The organism is Shinella sp. 20P9.1.1, from assembly GCF_057798995.1.
This window is the reverse complement of the sequence record NZ_JBYOLC010000012.1, coordinates 183,185-203,399: the sequence shown is the minus strand read 5'-3', so window position 1 is coordinate 203,399 and position 20,215 is coordinate 183,185. Positions and strand designations below refer to the sequence as shown.

The following is a 20,215-nucleotide window of genomic DNA, read 5'->3' as shown; positions in this document are numbered from 1 at the left end:
GGACAGTTTCGGCACCGACTGGTAGCCGCCCTCGGTGATAGCGCGGGCACCATAGGACAGACGCTTGCCGCCTTCGAACGTGCCCTTGATCGCTGGATGCGTCTTGAAACGCTGGAATTCCTCGAAGGGGAAGAGATAGGGGTTCTTGTAATTGAGATGCACGACGAAGCCGACGGCGACGAGGTTGTCTTCGAGGTGGTAAAGGAACGAGCCGCCGCCGGTCTTCATGCCAAGCGGCCAGCCGAAGGAGTGCTGTACGAGACCGAGCTTGTGGTTCTCCGGCTTGACCTGCCAGAGTTCCTTGAGGCCGATGCCGAACTTTTGGGGCTCGCGATCCTTCTGGAGATCGAATTTCTGGATGAGTTGCTTGGCGAGCGAGCCGCGCACGCCCTCGGAGATCAGCGTGTATTTGCCGAGCAGCGCCATGCCGCGCGTATAGTTCGGGCCGGGCTCGCCGTTGCGCTCGATGCCCATGTCGCCGGTAGCCACGCCGATGACGGCACCTTCGTCGTTGTAGAGCACTTCCGAGGCGGCAAAGCCGGGATAGATCTCGACGCCAAGCTCTTCCGCTTTGGTCGCCAACCAGCGACAGACATTGCCGAGCGAGACGATGTAGTTGCCGTGGTTGTTCATCAAGGGCGGCATGGCGAAGTTCGGCAGGCGCACGGAGCCGGCCGGGCCGAGCAACAGGAAGTGGTCGTCCTTCACCTCGGTCTTGAACGGATGGCTCTCATCCTCGCGCCAATCGGGCAGCAGGCGATCGATGCCGATGGGATCGACGACCGCGCCGGACAGGATATGGGCACCGACTTCCGACCCCTTTTCGAGCACAACAACCGTCAAATCCGGATTGACCTGCTTCAGCCGGATCGCCGCCGACAGGCCAGCCGGGCCGGCACCGACGATCACAACGTCGAATTCCATCGACTCGCGTTCGGGGAGTTCCATTTCTTCGCTCATTGTTCTCTCCAACCGCAACCCCTCAAAAGCCGCGGAAAATCCCTCAGGGTCGATCCTGTCATGACAAATAGCGGAAATCTTGTCGAGCCGTTCTGCGACAGACTTTCCGGCTTTTGCGCATGACCTCATGACAGCGCCGAAAGTTTATTGACTAATACGTAAACGTCAATCGATCGCCGGGCGCTTGCTATACGATCGCTTGATTCCGATACCGCGCGGGGCTAGGCATTCGACAGCAGCCACCGGGAGAGGATCGTCACCCATGTCCGAGATTATCCGATCGCTTCAGCACGACTTGAACGAATTCGGTGCGGATCTTCACCTTATCGGAAGCGACACGCTTGATGGGCGGCATCCCGGCGAACATCCCGACAATTTTGGCGCCGGCGTCATGGCCCAGCCGGCAACGCCGGAGGCGGCGGCGGCCATCGTGCGCTGGTGCGTGGACAAAAATGTGCCCCTCGTGCCGCAGGGCGGACGCACCGGGCTCGTCGGCGGCGGCATCAGCCGGCCGGGCGAGCTGATCGTCTCGACCGCCAAGCTCAACCGAATCGAGGCGATCGATCCGCTGGCCCGCACCGCGACCGTCGGCGCCGGCGTGACCTTGCAGGCCCTGCAGGAGGCAGCGGCGGAGTTCGGACTGACGCCCGGCATCGACCTTGCCGCGCGGGGCACCGCCACGATCGGCGGCATGATCGCCACCAATGCCGGCGGCATCCTTGCCTTCCGCAACGGCGTCATGCGCCATCAGGTGCTCGGCATCGAGGCCGTCATGCCGGATGGCAGCCTCGTCAGCGATCTCACGCACGTGCTGAAGGTGAGCGCGGGGCCCGACATCAAGCAGCTGCTCATCGGCTCGGAGGGTGCCTATGGCCTCGTCACCCGCGCCGTCGTGAAGCTCGAAAGCTTCAACCCGCAGCGCGCCACGGCCCTTGTCGGCGTTCAGGACGCCACATCGGCGCTTGCCCTTATCGGCCATTTCCGGGCGCAGCCTGCCTTGCAGCTCGAAGGCGCCGAGCTGATGTGGCGCAATTTCTTCGTCAACAGCGCGCGGGAGCGCGGTTTCGACCTGGATTGGCTGGACGGAGAGACACCGGCCGTTCTGCTGATGGAGGTTTCGGCGGCAAGCGAAGAAGACGCCCGCAGCGCGCTGGAAGACGGGCTCGCCGCGCTCTGGGAGGAGCATCGCCTGACAAGCGGCATCGTCGCCGCCTCGCTGGATCAGGCGCGACGCTTCTGGACGTTGCGAGAGGAGAGCGACTTTATCTACCGCGTCCAGCCGGGCGCGCCCTCCTTCGACGTTTCCGTGCCGCCAGGTGCCTTGGACGCCTATGTTGCCGGCCTCAAGGCGCGGCTGAAAGCCGTCGATGCGGTTTTCGATGCCTATGTCTATGGTCATATCGCCGACGGCAACCTGCATATTTCCGTGATCGGCGATGGTGTGACCGCCGCAAGCGTCAAAGAGCCGATCGAGGATGCCGTCTATACCGGCGTCGCGGAGGCCGGTGGCAGCTTTTCCGCCGAACATGGGGTGGGAACGGAGAAGCGCCGTGCCTATCTGACCTTCGGCAATCCGGCCCGCCGGGCGGTCGCACAGGCGATCAAGGCGGCGCTCGACCCGAAAAACCTCTTCAATCCGGGCAAGGTGCCGTACGGCGCCTGACAGCCCGACTGTCAAAGGATAAGTCCCATGGATCTCGGCATCGCCGGCAAGCGCGCCCTCGTTCTCGCCTCCTCCCGCGGCCTCGGCAAGGGCATCGCCGTGGCGCTCGCCCGCGAGGGCGCCCATGTCCTGCTCTGCGGCCGCAGCGCCGAAACGCTCGCCGCCAATTGCGCGGCGATCAATGCGGAAGGTTTTGGTCGCGCTGACTGGGTGCAGGCGGATCTCGGCGATGAAAATTTTGTCGAGACCGTTGTCGCCGCCGTTGCCGAAAAACTCGGCGGCATCGACATCCTCGTCAACAATTCCGGCGGGCCGACGCCGGGCTCCACCGAGGACATGAGCGAGGAAAAGCTCCTGACCTATTTCCACTCCATGGTGCTGCGTCTCATCACGCTCACCAACCGGCTGCTGCCCGGCATGAAGGAACAGCGCTGGGGGCGTATCCTCACCGTCGCCTCCTCCGGCGTGATCGAGCCGATCTCCGGCCTCGCGCTTTCCAACACGCTGCGCCCGGCCCTTGCCGGCTGGTCGAAGACGCTGGCGACGGAAGTCGCGCAATACGGCATCACCAGCAACATGCTTTTGCCCGGCAGCATCTTCACCGACCGTCTGAAGAGCCTCGATGCCGCCGCCGCCGAGCGCAGCGGCAAGAGCGTGGACGATGTGAAGGCCGCCTCGGAAAAGGCCATTCCCGCCCGCCGCTACGGCACCGTCGAGGAATTCGCCGCCACCTCCGCCTTCCTGTGCAGCGGCCCGGCAAGCTACGTCACCGGCAGCCTGGTGCGCTGCGACGGCGGCGCGGCGCATTCGGTCTGACCCTCCCTCCGGCGGGCCGCCTTTCGGCCCGCCGTTTTTGCGGAGGCAAACAGCCCTCCGCCCTTGCCATTCCCCCTCGCCTGTGGCATCTCGCGCCCTCTTCATTCCAGAGCGCATCTGATGCGCCCTTTCGCGCGGCGCCATTTGCGCCGCTTCAACCCATTTCGACAGATGAGAGGGGCACGGCGATGGCACGGGCACTCGGGCTTGACTTTGGCACGACGAACACGGTTCTCGCGCTCGCTTCCGGCGGCAGCGAAACGCAATCCATGCATTTTACCAGCAGTGTCGGCGAGACCGACACGATGCGCACCGCGCTCTCCTTCATGAAGGATCCGGTGGTCGGCGCGCAGGCCCTCAAGGTGGAAGCCGGACAGGCAGCAATTCGCCAGTTCATCGACAATCCCGGCGACTGTCGTTTTCTCCAGTCGATCAAGACCTTTGCGGCGAGCGCCCTCTTCCAGGGCACGCTGGTCTTCGCCCGCCGACACACCTTCGACGACCTGATGGAAGTGTTCCTGCGGCGGCTGAAGGCCTATGCCGGCACGGAATGGCCGGGCGAGGTTTCGCGCCTCGTCGCCGGCCGCCCGGTGCAGTTCGCCGGTGCGAGCCCGGATCCCAATCTCGCACTCGAACGCTACAATGAGGCACTGACCCGGCTCGGCTTTCCGGAAATCCACTATGTCTATGAGCCTGTCGCTGCGGCCTACTATTTCGCGCAGACACTGAAGAGCGACGCCACCGTTCTCGTCGCCGATTTCGGCGGCGGCACGACCGACTATTCGCTGATCCGCTTCGAGCGGCAGGCCGGCCGGCTGACGGCGACGCCGATCGGCCATTCGGGCGTCGGGATCGCGGGTGACCATTTCGATTCCCGCATGATCGAGCATCTCGTCGCGCCGGAAATCGGCAAGGGTTCGCACTTCAAGAGCTTCGACAAGGTGCTGGAAGTGCCCTCGGGCTACTACGCCAATTTCGCGCGCTGGAACCAACTCTCCATCTTCAAGACGACGCGCGAATTCGTCGACCTCAAGTCGCTCGTGCGCTCGGCGCTGGAGCCGGAAAAGCTGGAACTGTTCATCGATCTGGTCGAGCACGACGAGGGTTATCCGCTCTATCAGTCGATTTCAGCCACCAAGATGGCCTTGTCAGGCGCGGAAGAAGCCGAGTTCGACTTCAAGCCGCTTGGCGCCGCCGGCCGCAAGACGGTGAAGCGCTCGGATTTCGAAACGTGGATCGCGCCGGACCTTGCCCGCATCGAGGGCGCGCTGGATGAGGTGCTGGAGAAGACGAACACGACGCCTGATGGCATCGACAAGGTGTTCCTGACCGGCGGCACCTCCTTCGTGCCGGCCGTACGCCGGATTTTCACCAACCGCTTCGATGCTGGCAAGATCGAGACCGGCGGAGAACTGCTCTCCATTGCCCATGGTCTGGCGCTGATCGGCGAAAGCGACGACATAGCACAATGGGCGGCGTGACGGCGGCGCTTTCCTCTGGCGGCCGGCTTCGTTAAGGTAGCACCATGACCGCCGCCAACGACCTTCATCCCGAGCAGCTTCGTTCGCTCCTGCATTTCTATGCGGATGCGGGCGTGGAATGGCTGCTGGAGGAAGGAGCGGTCGATCGCATCGCCGAATTCGAGGCGATGCGTGCGGCGCGGGGCGCCCCCGCCCAGCGGGAGGCGGCACCGGTTCAGCAAGCCGCTCGGCAGGCGCCCATTCGGCAGGAACAGCCGCGGGCCGCAGCCCCCGCCCCCATGCCGAATGTTGCGATCCCGGACAGCCAGGCGATTGCCGAAGCCGAATTTGCGGCAGGCAGCGCCCGTTCGCTGGACGAGCTGCGCGCGGCTATGGAAAGCTTCAACGGCTGCAACCTGAAGGCCAGCGCCCGCTGCCTCATCTTTGCGGAGGGCAATGCCAAGCCATCCGTCATGGTGATCGGAGCCATGCCGAATGCCGATGACGACCGCGACGGCCAGCCCTTTTCCGGTCGGCAGGGCGCCATGCTCGATCGCATGCTCGCCGGTATCGGCCTTGCGCGTGCCGATCTGCTCATCACCAACATCGTGCCGTGGCGACCACCGGGCAATCGCCCGCCGTCGCAACGCGAAGCGGATATCTGCCGGCCTTTCATCGAGCGCCAAATCGCGCTTGCCGAGCCGAATCAGCTGCTCGTTCTCGGCAATTTCGCCGCCCGATTCCTGTTCCGCTCCAACGATACGATCCACCAACTGCGCGGCGCATGGCAGGAAATCGAGATTTCCGGCCGTAAAGTGCCGGCTTTTGCGACACTGCACCCGCAGGATTTGGCAACGGCACCGATCAGCAAGCGGCTCGCCTGGCAGGACCTGCTCGCTTTTCGTGCAGGGCTGCGTGGCTAGGGCACAGACGCACACACAATATTTTCAATAGCTTGCGCTCTTGAACCACAAAGCGGCGCGCAGAATCGCCGCAAATCTGCCTTCAGCATGAACAAAATGTTTCAACAGCCATGCGAATTACACATATCTGCCGGGCAGAACGTCGCATTGCAAAAACTATGTTGCGTCGCAATATATCAACACGGGAGGACAGGATTTAAGGAAACGACCCATGACCGCCCGCTTTCGGCCCATTCATTCGAGCTTTGAGACGCTCCGCCACACCGGTCGCCGCGCCGGCCACGGCTTCGGCATCGCCGCTCCGGCCAATGAGCAACTCACGGCCACCGGCTTCGCCCGCATCATCCGCCCCGTCCAACTCTACGCCGACTTCATCCAGCGTTGAGGCGTCCACCGGCAGATATGCCCGTGCGCACACAAACCACCAGGAGCAGACCATGGCCGCCTTTCGCAAGCTGATTTCAGACATTGCCGACATTCGCGCCGCCGTGAACGCCGCCCGGGAATATTCCGTGCTGGCCTCGCTGCCGCGCGATGCCGCCCAGCGCCGCGACCCGCTCAAGGCCTTCCTGCCCAACTAAGCAGGCCCAGCTGAGCAGGCTTGGACCACGGCGCGCGCCGTGGTATGATCTTGATCGTGAGGAGGTGAGACGCCTTTCCTCCGGTGGAGACCGGGCCGAAGCCCGGTCTCCGTTTCTTAGCTGATGGTCAGGGTGAACCGCCAAGTCCTGAACCTGATCGTCAGCGTAAGCCGGATTTTCAAACGTCTCACCTCCTTTCTTTATGCCGGGCATGCACCCGACACGCCTTCATAGCACAACCCTTCCGGGAATTTCCGGGTCCTCCGAAATTCTTCTTGAATTACGCCAGCCTCTGTCGCTGTGGACAGAGCACGGTTCCCGCAATAGAGCGACATTCGATAACCGAATGCCCCTCTTCCCGGAGCTCCCATGCTGGCGACCCTCGTCTCCATTTTCAGCCTCATGCTGTCCACGCTGCTGATGATGGTGGCCTTCGGGCTGCAGAGTTATGTCGTGCCGGTGCGCGCGGTTGCCGAGGGATGGTCGACGCAGACGATCTCGATGATCGCGACGGGCTATACGATCGGCTTCACGCTCTCCTGCATCGTGACGCCGAAATTCATTCTGCTCGTCGGCCATGTGCGCGTTTTCGTGGCGCTGATTACGCTGCTTTCTATCGGCATTCTGCTCTGCGCCATCGTCGTGGACTGGCGGGCCTGGATGCTGTTCCGGGCAATCTCCGGCTTTGCCATTTCCGGCAGCTATCTCATCATCGAAAGCTGGCTGAACGAACGCGTGACCAACGAGAACCGCGGCTCGGTCTTCTCCATCTACCTCATCACGACGATGGTCGGCACGATTGGCGGGCAATATCTCGTGCCGCTCGGCGATCCCTCCAACACCTCGCTCTTCATCGTCTGCGGCATCATCTTTTCGATCGCGCTCATGCCGACGGCGCTCACATCCTCGCCGCTGCCCGCGCCGCCGACGCAGGCCCGCTTCAACGTGCACGCCCTCTATCGCCGTTCGCCGGTGGCGGTGGTCGGCGCCTTCCTGGCGGGGGCGCTGTCCGGGGCATGGCTCAATCTTGGCGGCGTCTTCACCCAACGCACTGGGCTTTCCACCGCCGAGGGCGCGACGCTTCTCGCGTCCGTGCTCATCGGCAGCGCCATCGCGCAAATCCCGATCGGTCGCGCTTCCGACCGTATGGACCGGCGCCTCGTCATGGTCGCCTGCGGCATCGTCGGCACGATCTCCTGCCTTGCGATGGCCCTCGTCGCGGGTGGCCCGCCGGTCGTGCTCTACATTGCCGCCGCCTGCGTCGGCTCAGTGATCTTCCCGATCTATGCGCTGAACGTGGCGCATGCCAACGACCGGGCCCAGCCGGACGAGTATGTCGAGGTCTCCTCCGGCATGATGATCGTCTATGGCGTCGGCACCATTTCCGGCCCGATCGTCGTCGGCCCGATCATGGATCGTTTCGGCCCCGGTTCGCTCTTCGTGGTTCTCGCCGTCTATTTCGCGCTCTACGGGGCCTATGCCGCCTGGCGCATCAGCCGGCGCGAGGCCAATGACGGACTGGTCAGCAAGACGGATTTTCAAGCCATGGCCGCCCAGCCGCTCGGCGCCGATGCTGCGGCCGCAGCATTGCAGCCCGACGCCGTGACGGAAGAACGCGTCGAAGACACGACGACACCGGAATGGCGTCAGCCCTGAGGCAACTTGTCGCGCAGCTCCGCGCGGCGCTTCAAATCCAGGCGATGCTCGCGGAAAATCACGAAAATGCCAGCGCTGACGACGATGGCTGTGCCGACAAGCATGGCGCCGGTCGGCACGTCGCCGAACAGGAAGTAGCCGATGATGAGGCCGAGCACGATCGAGGTATATTCGAAGGGTGCGATGGTGGAGACGTCGGCGTAACGGTAGCTCGAGGTCAGCAGAAGCTGTGCGATGCCGCCGCAGAAGCCGGCCAGCGCCATCAGGCCGAGCGACGGCCAGCTAAGCGCGATCCAGCCGAAAGGCAGCGTCGCGAGCGAGAAGATCGAGGCGAAGAGCGAGAAATAGAGCACGATGGTCGGCGTGCGCTCGGTCTGCACCAGCTTGCGCACCAGAACCATGGCGCAGGAGCCGAGCACGGCGAAGGCCATCATGGCGAGCGCCCCCATCGCCTCGGAGGACCCGAACCCGCCCTCCCGGAACAGCGTGAGCCGCGGCCAACTGATAATGCCGACGCCTGCAAGGCCGATCAGCACGGCCGTCCAACGATAGACGCCCACCCGCTCCTTGAGGAAGATGGCGGCGATGACGACCGTGACCAACGGCAGGGCATAGCCGAGCGCAATCGATTCCGGCAGTGGAAGATGGATGAGGCCGTAGAAGCCGAAGCCCATCGAGAGGATGCCGACGAAGCCGCGCTTGAAATGGCCGAAAATGTCGTCCGTACGGAAGGCATCCCGCAACTGGCCGTGGGCGGTGAGAAAAACCAGGATCGGCACCATGGCGAAGGCGGAGCGCAGGAAGGTGATCTGCCCCGCCGGAAGATCCTTGCCGGCCGCCTTGATGAGCGTCGACATGCACAGAAAGACCACAACCGAGGCGACCTTAAGAGAAATCCCCTTCATGGGATCGGAAGACTGCGTATCCATGGGGAACTCGTCACGACCGGAAGGCCATGGCATAAGGCGTTGAAGAAGACCAGAGAACCGATCCAGAGATCTGCGAGTCTAGCGGGATTGGCCGCCGGATGCCAGCGGCGATCTCTCATCGTTTTTTACACCAAGTGAAAATAACCTCAGGAATAAAGCGGACCAGGCAGTCTCCGCTCCTGAAGTTGTCCGAGACAATTCAGGAGCGGAATCTTTTTACAAGCTCGATGGTTCCGCGATGGGATCAGAGGAGGAAATCCCCACCGGAAAACTTGATGGAAGCATCAAAGCGGAGACTGAAATCCGCTTTTCCATCCCCGTTGACATCACCGTGCACGAAAGTGTCGCCATTTTTTATTTCGTATCGGAGTTCACCGAACTTCTTCGTAAATGCAGAATTGCCAATGAACGCAAACTTTTGATCGCCGGCCGTCTTCGTATCGGCATCAAGTGTGCGAAGATCAATTTTGTCGCCTTCCTTGGCCGAGAAATCGAAGATAGTATCTCGCGTGGACGTAGCGCCCCCGGAATCCTTCAAGGTTTTGAAGACAAAGCGGTCGGCACCGGCGCCTCCGTAGAGATCGTCAGCGCCGGCGCCTCCGACAAGCAGGTCGTCTGCCTCGCCGCCCTTGAGAACGTCGTCTCCAGCCATTCCGGTCAAGACATCTTTTCCGCCACCGCCGCTCAGGACGTTGGCGGCGCCGTTGCCGGTCAGCGTGTCGGCATAAGCCGAGCCCGTGATGTTCTCGATATTCTTGATCTTGTCCGCACCGCCGAGGCCCGCGGCGACGAAATAGCCGTCGGCATCCTTGGCACCGGAGAGGTTGAGCATCACACCAGTCGATTTTGTTGACGTCAATGCGCGATAGGAAACGGTATCCACGTCGCTGCCGCCGTCCAAAACATCGGCCGCGCTACCCGCGCCGCCATCGATGACGTCGTTTCCGGCACCGCCGCTCAGGGTGTTGGCGGCACTGTTGCCCGTAAGGATATCGGCGTAGGAGCCCGCAATGACGTTTTCAATTCCCGAAAGCTGATCGATGCCGATACCCGCCGCATCCGCTGCGAGAGTGGATCTTGCTTGATTGCTAGTTGCAGACAGGTTCACAGTGATAGAGGATTTAGCGCTGGTATATTTGATCGTGTCGATACCGGAGCCACCGATATAGCGGTCGTTGCCCGCACCGTCGCCGCCGACGATAAGGTCGTCACCGGCGCCTGCATCCACGTAGTCGTTGCCGGAACCCGCTTTGATTTCGTTGCTGGCAGCGCTGCCGATAATCGTGTCGTTCCCGCTGCCGCCCACGACGTCCTCGATGGAAATCAGGGTGTCGACACCGTCGCCGACAGATTGACCGGCCGAAAGATCGATATCCAGGTCAGCTTTGACACTGGAATAGTTCGCCAGGTCGTCGCCGGATCCTCCGTTCAGCCTGTCATTGCCAGCGCCACCGAAAAACGCGTCGGCGCCGGTTCCTCCATTCATGAAGTCATTGCCTTTGGCACCGTTCAATGTGTCGTTGCCGGTGCCGCCGTCGAGCAAGTCATTGCCCTTCCCGCCGTCGAGCACGTCGTTTCCGCCGGCTCCGTCGAGATGGTCGGTCTCGTCGCCCCCCTCGATCACTTCGGCAGTTTCGTCACCGATGATCTCCATACCGCGGATCACGACATCCACGGTCTGATCCGCAAACTGCAGTTTGTTCACGTCGATGATCGTGTCGGTGCCTTCCGTGCCGATATTATCCCGAACGGAAAACCTATTGTACGTTATCTCGACAATCGAATAGTTGGCGTAGTTGCCCGAATAGACCGCCACGTCTTCACCATCGCCGCCATCGAAGTAGTCGTTGCCGGCTCCTCCCTTGAACGTATCGTTTCCTTCACCCGCGACGAACCTGTCCGCCTTGGCCCCAGCGAAAAACGAGTTGTTTCCTTTGCCGCCGGTGTAATTGACCGAACCGAGCGTAACAGCCGAAGCATCGACGACATGGTTGTCGCCATAGGCGGTGTCCTCTCCGTCGATGGTCAGCGTAACGATGCCCTGAAAATTCGAATCGACGACAAAGAGTTCGGAAAAATAGTTCAGTCCAAGCAGCCTCCAGACCTCAAAGCCGGATATGCTGGCCAAGCGACCGAAACTGGCCGTTTCGAAAGTGATCGTGTCTGCGCCGGCGCCACCGGCGACGGAGGAATCGTCACTGAGCGCATTGGTCAGTATGACATTGTCGTCGCCGGCACCCATGTCGATGATCTTGCCGGCGCCGATAAACTGATCGTTACCGTCTTCGCCGTAAAACTCCCCCGCAGAGGAGACCCCGATAATCGTGTCGTTGCCCGCACCGCCATAGACAATCTGCTTCAGAGACTGCAACGGTGTCCCGTATCCATTGCGAGTAACGTCTATGTCCGCGACTATGTAGTCGTCACCCTCCCCGCCATATATCGTATTACTTCCAAAATCTTTGTTGACCTCGTTTGAATTGGTCTGGCCGCCGTAAATGACATCATTTCCCGATCCGCCGTAAATGACATCGTCGCCGCCCCCGCCGAAAATAGTGTCGTTGCCAGCTTTTCCATCAATGGTGTCATTTCCGCCACGTCCATTGATACTGTCGCCGCCACTGCTTCCCGTGAGCGTGTCGTTACCTTCACCACCGTTAATCGTCGCCATTCCAATCCCTCGCCCTCAACTCAGCGTTGGAACACTTACAACTTCGTACGCAAAACTTCCATCCCCGAAGACTCAATGGTTTTGCCCCCGATTCGGATGTCCTGCCAGCGGAACAAAATTGTGAACGGGGGTCCATGGAAATGAGATGTTAAGCGAATAAGCATATCTTTCGCGGAATTTGGGGCAGATCGCCTTTTAAAGGTGTCACGTTGTACGGAAACGGGACAGCCAGCGGCGGCATAGAGCAGGACATATCCATGCGGACAGAGAACGGCCAGATCATCCACCTGGCGGATTATCGCCAGACTGACTTCGTTCTCGAGCGCGTCGACCTGACCTTCGAACTGGACCCGACGGAGACCAAGGTCGAGGCCCGGCTGATCTTCCATCGCCGCGAAGGCGTCGATGCGAATGCCCCGCTGGTGCTCGACGGCGACGAACTCGTCATGACCGGCCTGCTCTTCGACCAGATTGAAATGGACACGGCGCGCTACGACGCGACGCCCGACAGCCTGACGATCCGCGACCTTCCGGCGACGGAACCCTTCGAGATCACGATCACGACAATGATCAATCCCGAAGCAAACACCCAGTTGATGGGCCTCTACCGCTCGAACGGGATCTACTGCACGCAATGCGAGGCCGAGGGCTTCCGCCGCATCACCTATTTCCCCGACCGGCCGGACGTTCTGGCCGTCTATACGGTCAATATCATCGCCGACAAGGCGAGCTGCCCCCTCCTCCTGTCCAACGGCAATTTCCTCGGCGGCGCCGGTTATGGCGAAGGCAAGCATTTCGCCGCCTGGTTCGACCCGCATCCGAAGCCGTCCTATCTCTTCGCACTGGTCGCCGGTGATCTCGGCGTCGTCGAAGACACGTTTACGACCATGTCGGAGCGGGAAGTCACGCTGAAGATCTATGTCGAGCACGGCAAGGAGGCGCGCGCGGCCTATGCGATGGATGCGCTGAAGCGCTCCATGAAGTGGGACGAAGAGGTGTTCGGCCGCGAATACGACCTCGACATCTTCATGATCGTCGCCGTCTCCGACTTCAACATGGGCGCCATGGAGAACAAGGGGCTCAACGTCTTCAACGACAAATACGTGCTGGCCGACCCGGAAACCGCGACCGACCAGGACTACGCGAATATCGAGGCGATCATCGCCCACGAATATTTTCACAACTGGACCGGCAGCCGCGTCACCTGCCGCGACTGGTTCCAGCTCTGCCTGAAGGAAGGCCTGACGGTCTATCGCGACCACGAGTTCTCCGCCGACCAGCGCTCGCGCGCCGTCAAGCGCATCGCCGAAGTGCGGCACCTGAAATCGGAGCAGTTCCCGGAGGATGCCGGCCCCCTCGCCCATCCGGTGCGCCCGACGAAATACCGCGAAATCAACAACTTCTACACGACGACCGTCTATGAAAAAGGCTCCGAGGTGACGCGCATGATCGCGACCATCGTCGGCCGGGACGGTTTCAAGAAGGGCATGGACCTCTATTTCGAACGTCATGACGGCGATGCCGCGACGATCGAGGATTTTGTCAAATGCTTCGAGGAGGCAAACGGCATCGACCTCGGCCAGTTCTCGCTCTGGTATCATCAGGCCGGCACGCCGCTCGTCAGCGTCTCCTCCGGCTATGACCAGGCGAAGGGCGAATTCACGCTGTCGCTCGAACAGATGATCCCGCCGACGCCCGGCCAGAGCACCAAGGAGCCGATGCACATTCCGCTGCGCTTCGGCCTGATCCTCGCCGACGGCTCGGAAGCAAAGCCCATCTCGGTCAGCGGCGCCGACATCACCGGCGACGTGCTGCATCTGAAGGAGCGCCGCCAGACCGTGACCTTCTCCGGCATCGCCTCGCGCCCGGTCGTCTCGCTGAACCGCAGCTTCTCGGCGCCGATCAACCTGCATTTCGAGCAGGCGCCCGATGATCTCGCCCAGATCGCCGGTAACGACAGCGATCTCTTCTCCCGCTGGCAGGCGCTGAACGATCTTGCTCTGCCGAACCTCGTGGACGCCGCGCGCAAGGCGCGCGCCGGTGAAGCAGTCGAGCCGAACGCCGTGCTTGCCGACACGCTGATCGCCATTGCCGGCGACGCGGCGCTGGAACCGGCTTTCCGCGCACAGGCGCTGGCCCTGCCCTCTGAATCCGATATTGCCCGCGAGCTCGGCAGCAACAACGATCCGGACGCCATCCGCGCCGGCCGCGAGGCCGTGCTGGCCTTCATCGCCAACCGCAATCCGGCCGTCTTCGCTACGCTCTTCGAAAGCCATGGCACCAAGGGCGCCTTCACGCCGGATGCTGCCAGCGCCGGCCAGCGCGCGCTGCGCAATGCGGCCCTTGCCTATCTCGCCGTTTCCGATGGCAGGCCTGCCCGTGCGGCGGCGGCCTTCAAGGCTGCGGACAACATGACGGATCTGAGCGCCGCCCTCACGGTGCTCGCCCACCGTTTCCCGGACGCGCCGGAGACGGCCGAGGCGCTCGAAGCCTTCCGCGCGCGTTTTGCCGACAATGCGCTCGTCATCGACAAATGGTTCTCCATCCAGTCGACCATTCCGGGCGACGGCGCGCTGGAACGCGTCAAGGCGCTGATGACGAGCCCGCATTTCAACAAGGCGAACCCGAACCGCGTGCGCGCGCTCGTCGGCACCTTCGCCTTCTCCAACCCGACCGGCTTCAACCGGGCGGATGGCGCCGGATACCGGTTCCTGGCCGATCAAATCATCGAGATCGACCCGAAGAACCCGCAGCTTGCCGCCCGCATCCTCACCTCCATGCGCTCCTGGCGTGCACTGGAGGAAAGCCGCTCGGATCACGCGCGCAATGCGCTACGAACGATCGCGGCCGGCGAAAAGCTGTCCTCGGACGTTTCGGATATCGTGGAGCGCATGCTCAAGGGCTGAAATGCCGAAAATCGAACGATTCCGGGCGCTTCGGCGCCCGTTTTCGTTTCGGAATACAAGTTTACACCGGCAAAATATGGTTAAAAAACTTTTACCTTTTCCTCTGGACAAGCCGAATCACAATTGATTCATTAGGGCAGATTCGGGCGAGCGGCGCGCCGAATCACGAGAGGGTTACAAGGTTTGAAGACTATGGCGGACGCGCAACGAGGACGCGCATCCGGCGGGTGGACTCGTCTCAAATTTCCGGGATTTTCGGCCTGGGAAAATGAGCTGACGGGACAGGCGAAGATTTTCGCCGGACCTGCCGGACGGCATTTGACACGGGCCGAGCCCGTGCTGAAACGGTCGATACCGATCCTGATCATCGCATTTCTGCTTGTGGTGGCCATCTCGCGCATGGTCGGCATCACAGTCGAACACGACCGGATGGACGCGAGCGTGAAGGACACGACCTCGCTGACGGCGCTCGCCGTCGGTGCGGTCTTCTCCGGCCCCATGGCCGAAAGCCTCGCGGAATCCGATCGCATGGCCGTCGAGGCGGCGCTCTCGCTCAACCTGCCGCAGGACCGCATGCAGCCGGGCGGGCTGGTGCTGTTCGTCGCGGAGAAGGGGCAGATTTTCGGCGCCTCGCTGGCGGGCGCGCGTTATGTCGGCCAGTCGCTCGCGCGCTTCTCGCCGGAGCTTGCGGCCAACCAGTATTTCGGCGATCCGGACGGCGTCTTCCGCACCCGCATCGGTGGGCAGGACTATTACGCTTCGCTTGTGCAGATGCCGCGCAAGGGTGGCTTCATCATCGTCGCCAATCCACTCGGCGAGGTTGCGCTGTTCTGGCGCGACGAGGTGGCGCTGAACGTGACGCTCTTCGCCGGAATTTCGGCGATCCTGCTCGTCATTCTCTATGCCTATTACATCCAGGCGAAGCGGGCGCGCGACGCCGACGCGATCTTCGCGGAATCCAACCTGCGCGTGGAAACGGCGCTCGCCCGCGGCCGCAGCGGCCTTTGGGATTTCGATCTGTCGAACCGGCGCCTGTTCTGGTCGCGCTCCATGTATGAAATGCTCGGCATGCCGCCGCGCGACAGCGTGCTCTCGTTCGGCGACGCCGCGCGCCTGATGCATCCCGATGACGACGGCATCTACCAGGTGGCCCGTGCCGTCGCCCGCGGCGAAGCCAAACAGGTCGATCAAGTGTTTCGCATGCGCCATGCCGAGGGGCATTATGTCTGGCTGCGCGCACGCGCCCAGCTGATCCGCATGTCCTCAGGCCGCATGCACATGATCGGCATCGCCATGGACGTGACCGAGCAGCATCGGCTTGCCCAGCGCTATCAGGAAGCCGACCAGCGCCTTGCCGACGCCATCGAATGCACGTCCGAAGCCTTCGTTCTCTGGGACAAGAGCGACCGGCTCGTCATGTGTAACGCGCATTACCAGCAGGCTTACGGGCTGCCGGATGACGTGCTGGTGCCCGGCACCGAGCGCACGGCTGTGTATGCAGCGGCGGCCCGTCCGGTCATCGAGCGGCGCATCGCGGATGCCGACGGCACCGGCGCCTCACAGACCAGCGAAGTGCAGTTGGCCGATGAGCGATGGCTGCAGATCAACGAGCGGCGCACGCGCGATGGCGGCCTCGTCTCGGTCGGTACCGACATCACCATGATGAAGCGTCATCAGGTGCGCCTTCGTGAATCCGAGCGCCGCCTGATGGCGACCATCGGCGACCTTTCGGCCTCGCGCGCCAAGCTGGAACGGCAGAAGTCGGAACTGTCCGTCGCCATCGCCAACTATCAGGCGGAGAAGGAACGCGCCGAGGCGGCCAACCGCGCCAAGTCGGAATTCCTCGCCAACATGTCGCATGAGCTGCGCACGCCGCTCAACGCCATTCTCGGTTTTTCCGAAATCCTGCAGAACCAGATGTTCGGCCCGATCGGCTCGGACAAGTACCGCGAATATTCGCGCGACATCCACGAGAGCGGCAAACATCTGCTCAACGTCATCAGCGACATTCTCGACATGTCGAAGATCGAGGCCGGCCATATGCGCATCAGCTGCGAGACGATCGATCTCGCGCCGCTGATCGAGGAGACCATGCGCCTCACCATGCTACAGGCGGAGAAGAAGCATATCGAAGTTCAGGAAGCTTGCCCGGCGCATCTTCTGACGGTGGCGGACCGCCGCGCGATGAAGCAGATCCTGCTGAACCTGCTGTCCAACGCCATGAAATTCACCAACGAGGGCGGCAAGGTCATCGTGCGGGCACGCAAGGTGGAAGGCGCGGTGACGCTCACCATCGCAGACAGCGGCATCGGCATCCCGCGCTCCGCGCTCCAGAAGATCGGCCAGCCCTTCGAGCAGGTGCAGAGCCAGTACGCCAAGAGCAAAGGCGGCTCCGGCCTCGGCCTCGCCATCTCCCGCTCGCTCGCGCACCTGCACGGCGGCGCGATGCGCATCCAGTCCACCGAGGGCAAGGGCACGATCATCTCCGTGCGCATCCCCGACCGGGAACGGCTAGCGGCGCTGCATCTGGCGGCGTGAAAACGCTTACCCCACAGACCAACGTCATCCTCGGCCTTGAGCCGAGGATCCATGCTACGGGCAAGGCGGTGCGGATGCGTGGATCCTCGGGTCGAGCCCGAGGATGACGAAAGGGAAGCGGGAGGGAACCAGCCCTCGCGCGTAGCTATCCCTTCACCGTCGCCTGGAAAATCTTGCGCACCGCCTTCGAAATCCGCCGGATTTCCGCCTCCAGCGTGCGCAGGTCGGGGCAATCCCCGGCCCGGCATACGAGATCGACGAGCCCGGCCGGCGCTTCCTTCGGATCAAACCCGCCATCGACGCAGAGGCGCACGATCTGCGAGATCTCCGTATAGAGCGACAGCGCCTTTTCGACCGTATCGAGATCGTTCGGGTCCATCATCGCGCCGAGCATCGCCAATGCGTCGCTTGTCGGCAGCGCCTTGTCCGGCTGCGGTGCGCCGCGTGCCGGCGCCACCAAAGCGAGGAACTGGGCTATGAACTCGATATCGATCAGCCCGCCCGCGATAAGCTTCAGGTCCCAGATGTCCTTCGGCGGCTTTTCCTGGTCGATGAGGTCGCGCATCTCGGCAACGTCCTTGGCGACCTTCCCCGTCTCGCGCTTGCGGGAGAGCACGGTGCGGAAAATGTCGTCCGCCTCCTTCGTGAGGCTCTCGTCGCCGCACAGCACGCGGGCGCGGGTCAACGCCATGTGCTCCCAGGTCCAAGCCTCCTCGGCCTGGTACTTGGCAAAGGACGTGATGCGGGTCGCCACCGGCCCTTTGTTGCCGGACGGGCGAAGCCGCATGTCCACTTCATAAAGCACGCCTTCCGCCGTCGGCGCGGAAAGTGCCGCGATCAGCCGTTGGGTGATGCGGGTAAAGTATTTCATGTTGTCGAGCGGCTTTGCGCCGTCCGACTCGAAGGCATCGCTGTCATGGTCGTAGAGCAGGATCAGGTCGATGTCGGAGCCGGCCGTCAGCTCGAAGCTGCCGAGCTTGCCCATGCCGACCAGCGCCACGCGCCCGCCGGGGAATCTGCCATGCGCCGCCTCCACCTCGTCCAGCACCGCCTTGAGCGCGGCGGCAACGATGAGGTCGGCGACATGGGTTAACGCGCGGCCGGCCTGCTTGCCGGAGATTGCGCCCGTCAGCAGGCGGATGCCGATGAGGAAGCGCTGCTCGGCAGCGATGATGCGCAGGCGGTCGAGGATTTCCTCGTAGTGCCGTGCGCCGGAGACGAAGCCTTCGATGCGTTCGGCAAGATAGGCGCGTGTCGGCAGCTCGGCAAGCAGGCCGGGGTCCAGCATGCCGTCGAAGACATGCGGCTTGGCGGCAATCACCTCGGCGAGGCGCGGCGCCGAGGACATGATGTTGACGATGAGGGAGAGCAGCGCGGGATTGTTACCGAGCAGCGAAAAGAGCTGGATGCCGGCGGGCAACCCGGAGATGAAACTGTCGAAACGCAACAGCGCCTCGTCCGCCCGCTTGCTCTCGCCGAAAACGCGCAGCAACTGCGGCGTCAACTCCGTCAAGCGTTCGCGCGCCTCGACGGATTGCGTGGCGCGATAGCGGCCGTAATGCCAGGTGCGGATGGTGCGGGAAATGTCCGCCGGGCGCTCGAAGCCGAGGCGCTTCAACGTGTCCAGCGTGTCGGGATCGTCCTTCTGGCCTGTAAAGACGAGATTGCCGGTTTCGGAGGAAAGCTTCGCCTCCTGCTCGAACAGCGCCGCATAGCGCCGCTCGACGGTCTTCAGCACCTCGACGAGTTTTGCCGAGAAGCTGGCGGTATCCGCAAAACCCATCATGAAGGCGATGCGCTTCAGCTCCGCCTCGGTGTCCGGCAGGAGATGGGTCTGCTCGTCGCGCACCATCTGGATGCGGTGCTCGACATCGCGCAGGAACCAGTAGGCCTCCGTCAATTCCTCCGCCGTCGCCGGGTCGATCCAGTTCGCTTTCGCGAGTTCCCCGAGCATCGGCTCGGTGGCGCGCAGGCGCAGCGCCGGCACACGGCCGCCGGCGATCAACTGCTGGGTCTGCACGAAGAACTCGATCTCGCGAATGCCGCCCCGGCCGAGCTTGACGTTGTGCCCTTTCACCGCGATTTCGCCATGGCCCTTGTGCACATGGATCTGCCGCTTGATGGAGTGGATGTCGGCGATCGCCGCATAGTCGAGATATTTGCGGAAGACGAAGGGCGTCAGGCCCTTGAGGAACGCTTCGCCCGCCTTGATGTCGCCGGCCACGGGTTTTGCCTTGATGAAGGCCGCACGCTCCCAGTTCTGCCCGCGGCTCTCGTAGTAGAGCATGGCGGAATCGAAGGAGATGGCGAGCGGTGTCGCGCCTGGATCGGGTCTGAGACGGAGGTCCGTGCGGAAGACATATCCATCCGCGGTTCGCTCCTGCATGATGCGGATGAGGCGGCGCACGAGGCGGGAGAAGGTTTCCACCGCCTCGCTCGCATCGACGGCGACCTCGGCCATCGGATCGTAGAAGACGACGAGATCGATATCGGAGGAATAGTTGAGTTCCGCAGCACCGAGCTTGCCCATGCCGAGTACGATCAGGCCGGATTTTTCGCTCGGTCTCGTCGGGTCGGGCAATTTCAGCTTGCCGCTCTGATGGGCCGAGAGAAGGAGATGGTCGATGGCGGCGGAGGTCGCCGCTTCGGCAAGTGCCGTGAGCAGCGCGGTGGTGCGGCGCGCATCGAAAATACGGGCGAGATCGGCGAGTGCCGTGAGGAAGGCGACCTCGCGCTTGGCAACGCGCAGCCGGGTCATCAGCACGCCTTCGGTCACCTCACCGTTCGAAGCCTCCCAGGCCGTGCGGGCGCGGGCAATGGCGCCGTCGATTGCCGGGACGATCGGCTCCTCCAGCGCACGGACCAACAAACGCGGATCGATGCGGGCGGTATCGCGCAGATAAGGCGAGAGCGTGAAGGCGGCGACGATGAAATCCTTGAGCGGACCGTCCTCGCCAAGAAGCTTTGCGATGGCGGCGTGGTCCTTCGCCCAATCCTTGAGATCGGACAGCACCGACTTGACTTCGGTCTGGCTGAGCGGCCGGATGGGGGAAGCCGAAAGATCGGAAAACCGCGTCGTATCCGTCACGCTCATGATATCTCCTCGTCTTAT

General features: G+C 62.6%; 13 protein-coding genes. 9 read left to right on the top strand and 4 right to left on the bottom strand.

Annotation, left to right across the window (positions count from 1 at the left end; all coding sequences use genetic code 11):
* Nucleotides 1-960, bottom strand: a 960-nt coding sequence (locus tag AC27VQ_RS20615; RefSeq protein ID WP_488717756.1) for an NAD(P)/FAD-dependent oxidoreductase, incomplete at its 3' end; no start/stop codon positions are given.
* Between the two features lie 262 nt (nt 961-1,222).
* Here AC27VQ_RS20615 and AC27VQ_RS20610 point away from each other — a divergent pair.
* From AC27VQ_RS20610 to AC27VQ_RS20580, 7 genes are all read left to right on the top strand, one after another.
* Nucleotides 1,223-2,623: an FAD-binding oxidoreductase gene (locus tag AC27VQ_RS20610; protein WP_488717755.1), complete on the top strand. Its 1,401-nt coding sequence runs from the start codon at nt 1,223-1,225 to the stop codon at nt 2,621-2,623.
* A 27-nt stretch (nt 2,624-2,650) separates the two neighbouring features.
* A complete protein-coding gene (locus AC27VQ_RS20605) occupies nt 2,651-3,439 on the top strand; it encodes an SDR family oxidoreductase (RefSeq protein WP_488717754.1) in 789 nt (262 codons plus the stop codon).
* Between the two features lie 188 nt (nt 3,440-3,627).
* The gene (locus tag AC27VQ_RS20600) at nt 3,628-4,920 is read left to right on the top strand and encodes an Hsp70 family protein (RefSeq protein ID WP_488717753.1); all 1,293 of its coding nucleotides are present in this window, start codon (nt 3,628-3,630) and stop codon (nt 4,918-4,920) included.
* Between the two features lie 44 nt (nt 4,921-4,964).
* On the top strand, nt 4,965-5,822 hold the full coding sequence (locus AC27VQ_RS20595; RefSeq protein ID WP_488717752.1) for a uracil-DNA glycosylase: 858 nt from the start codon (nt 4,965-4,967) through the stop codon (nt 5,820-5,822).
* 211 nt (nt 5,823-6,033) lie between these two features.
* Nucleotides 6,034-6,207: a hypothetical protein gene (locus AC27VQ_RS20590; RefSeq protein WP_244760394.1), complete on the top strand. Its 174-nt coding sequence runs from the start codon at nt 6,034-6,036 to the stop codon at nt 6,205-6,207.
* A gap of 52 nt (nt 6,208-6,259) precedes the next feature.
* Nucleotides 6,260-6,403 (top strand): hypothetical protein, encoded by a 144-nt coding sequence (locus tag AC27VQ_RS20585; RefSeq protein ID WP_158565446.1) that lies wholly within the window; start codon nt 6,260-6,262, stop codon nt 6,401-6,403.
* Nucleotides 6,404-6,772: 369 nt separating this feature from the next.
* Nucleotides 6,773-8,059 carry an MFS transporter gene (locus tag AC27VQ_RS20580; protein WP_488717751.1) on the top strand — a complete coding sequence of 429 codons (1,287 nt, stop codon included), beginning with the start codon at nt 6,773-6,775 and terminating at the stop codon, nt 8,057-8,059.
* On the opposite strand, the gene AC27VQ_RS20575 is transcribed toward AC27VQ_RS20580, so the two are convergent.
* Nucleotides 8,050-8,988 (bottom strand): DMT family transporter, encoded by a 939-nt coding sequence (locus AC27VQ_RS20575; protein ID WP_488717750.1) that lies wholly within the window; start codon nt 8,986-8,988, stop codon nt 8,050-8,052. The genes AC27VQ_RS20580 and AC27VQ_RS20575 overlap by 10 nt on opposite strands.
* Nucleotides 8,989-9,232: 244 nt before the next feature.
* Nucleotides 9,233-11,659: a hypothetical protein gene (locus AC27VQ_RS20570; protein ID WP_488717749.1), complete on the bottom strand. Its 2,427-nt coding sequence runs from the start codon at nt 11,657-11,659 to the stop codon at nt 9,233-9,235.
* Nucleotides 11,660-11,916: 257 nt separating this feature from the next.
* Between AC27VQ_RS20570 and pepN the strand changes: the two genes are divergently transcribed.
* Nucleotides 11,917-14,565 (top strand): aminopeptidase N, encoded by a 2,649-nt coding sequence (gene pepN / locus AC27VQ_RS20565; protein ID WP_488717748.1) that lies wholly within the window; start codon nt 11,917-11,919, stop codon nt 14,563-14,565.
* A 183-nt stretch (nt 14,566-14,748) separates the two neighbouring features.
* Nucleotides 14,749-17,103 (top strand): PAS domain-containing sensor histidine kinase, encoded by a 2,355-nt coding sequence (locus tag AC27VQ_RS20560; RefSeq protein ID WP_488717747.1) that lies wholly within the window; start codon nt 14,749-14,751, stop codon nt 17,101-17,103.
* A gap of 145 nt (nt 17,104-17,248) precedes the next feature.
* On the opposite strand, the gene AC27VQ_RS20555 is transcribed toward AC27VQ_RS20560, so the two are convergent.
* Nucleotides 17,249-20,197 (bottom strand): bifunctional [glutamine synthetase] adenylyltransferase/[glutamine synthetase]-adenylyl-L-tyrosine phosphorylase, encoded by a 2,949-nt coding sequence (locus AC27VQ_RS20555; RefSeq protein WP_488717746.1) that lies wholly within the window; start codon nt 20,195-20,197, stop codon nt 17,249-17,251.
* Between the last annotated feature and the right edge of the window lie 18 nt (nt 20,198-20,215).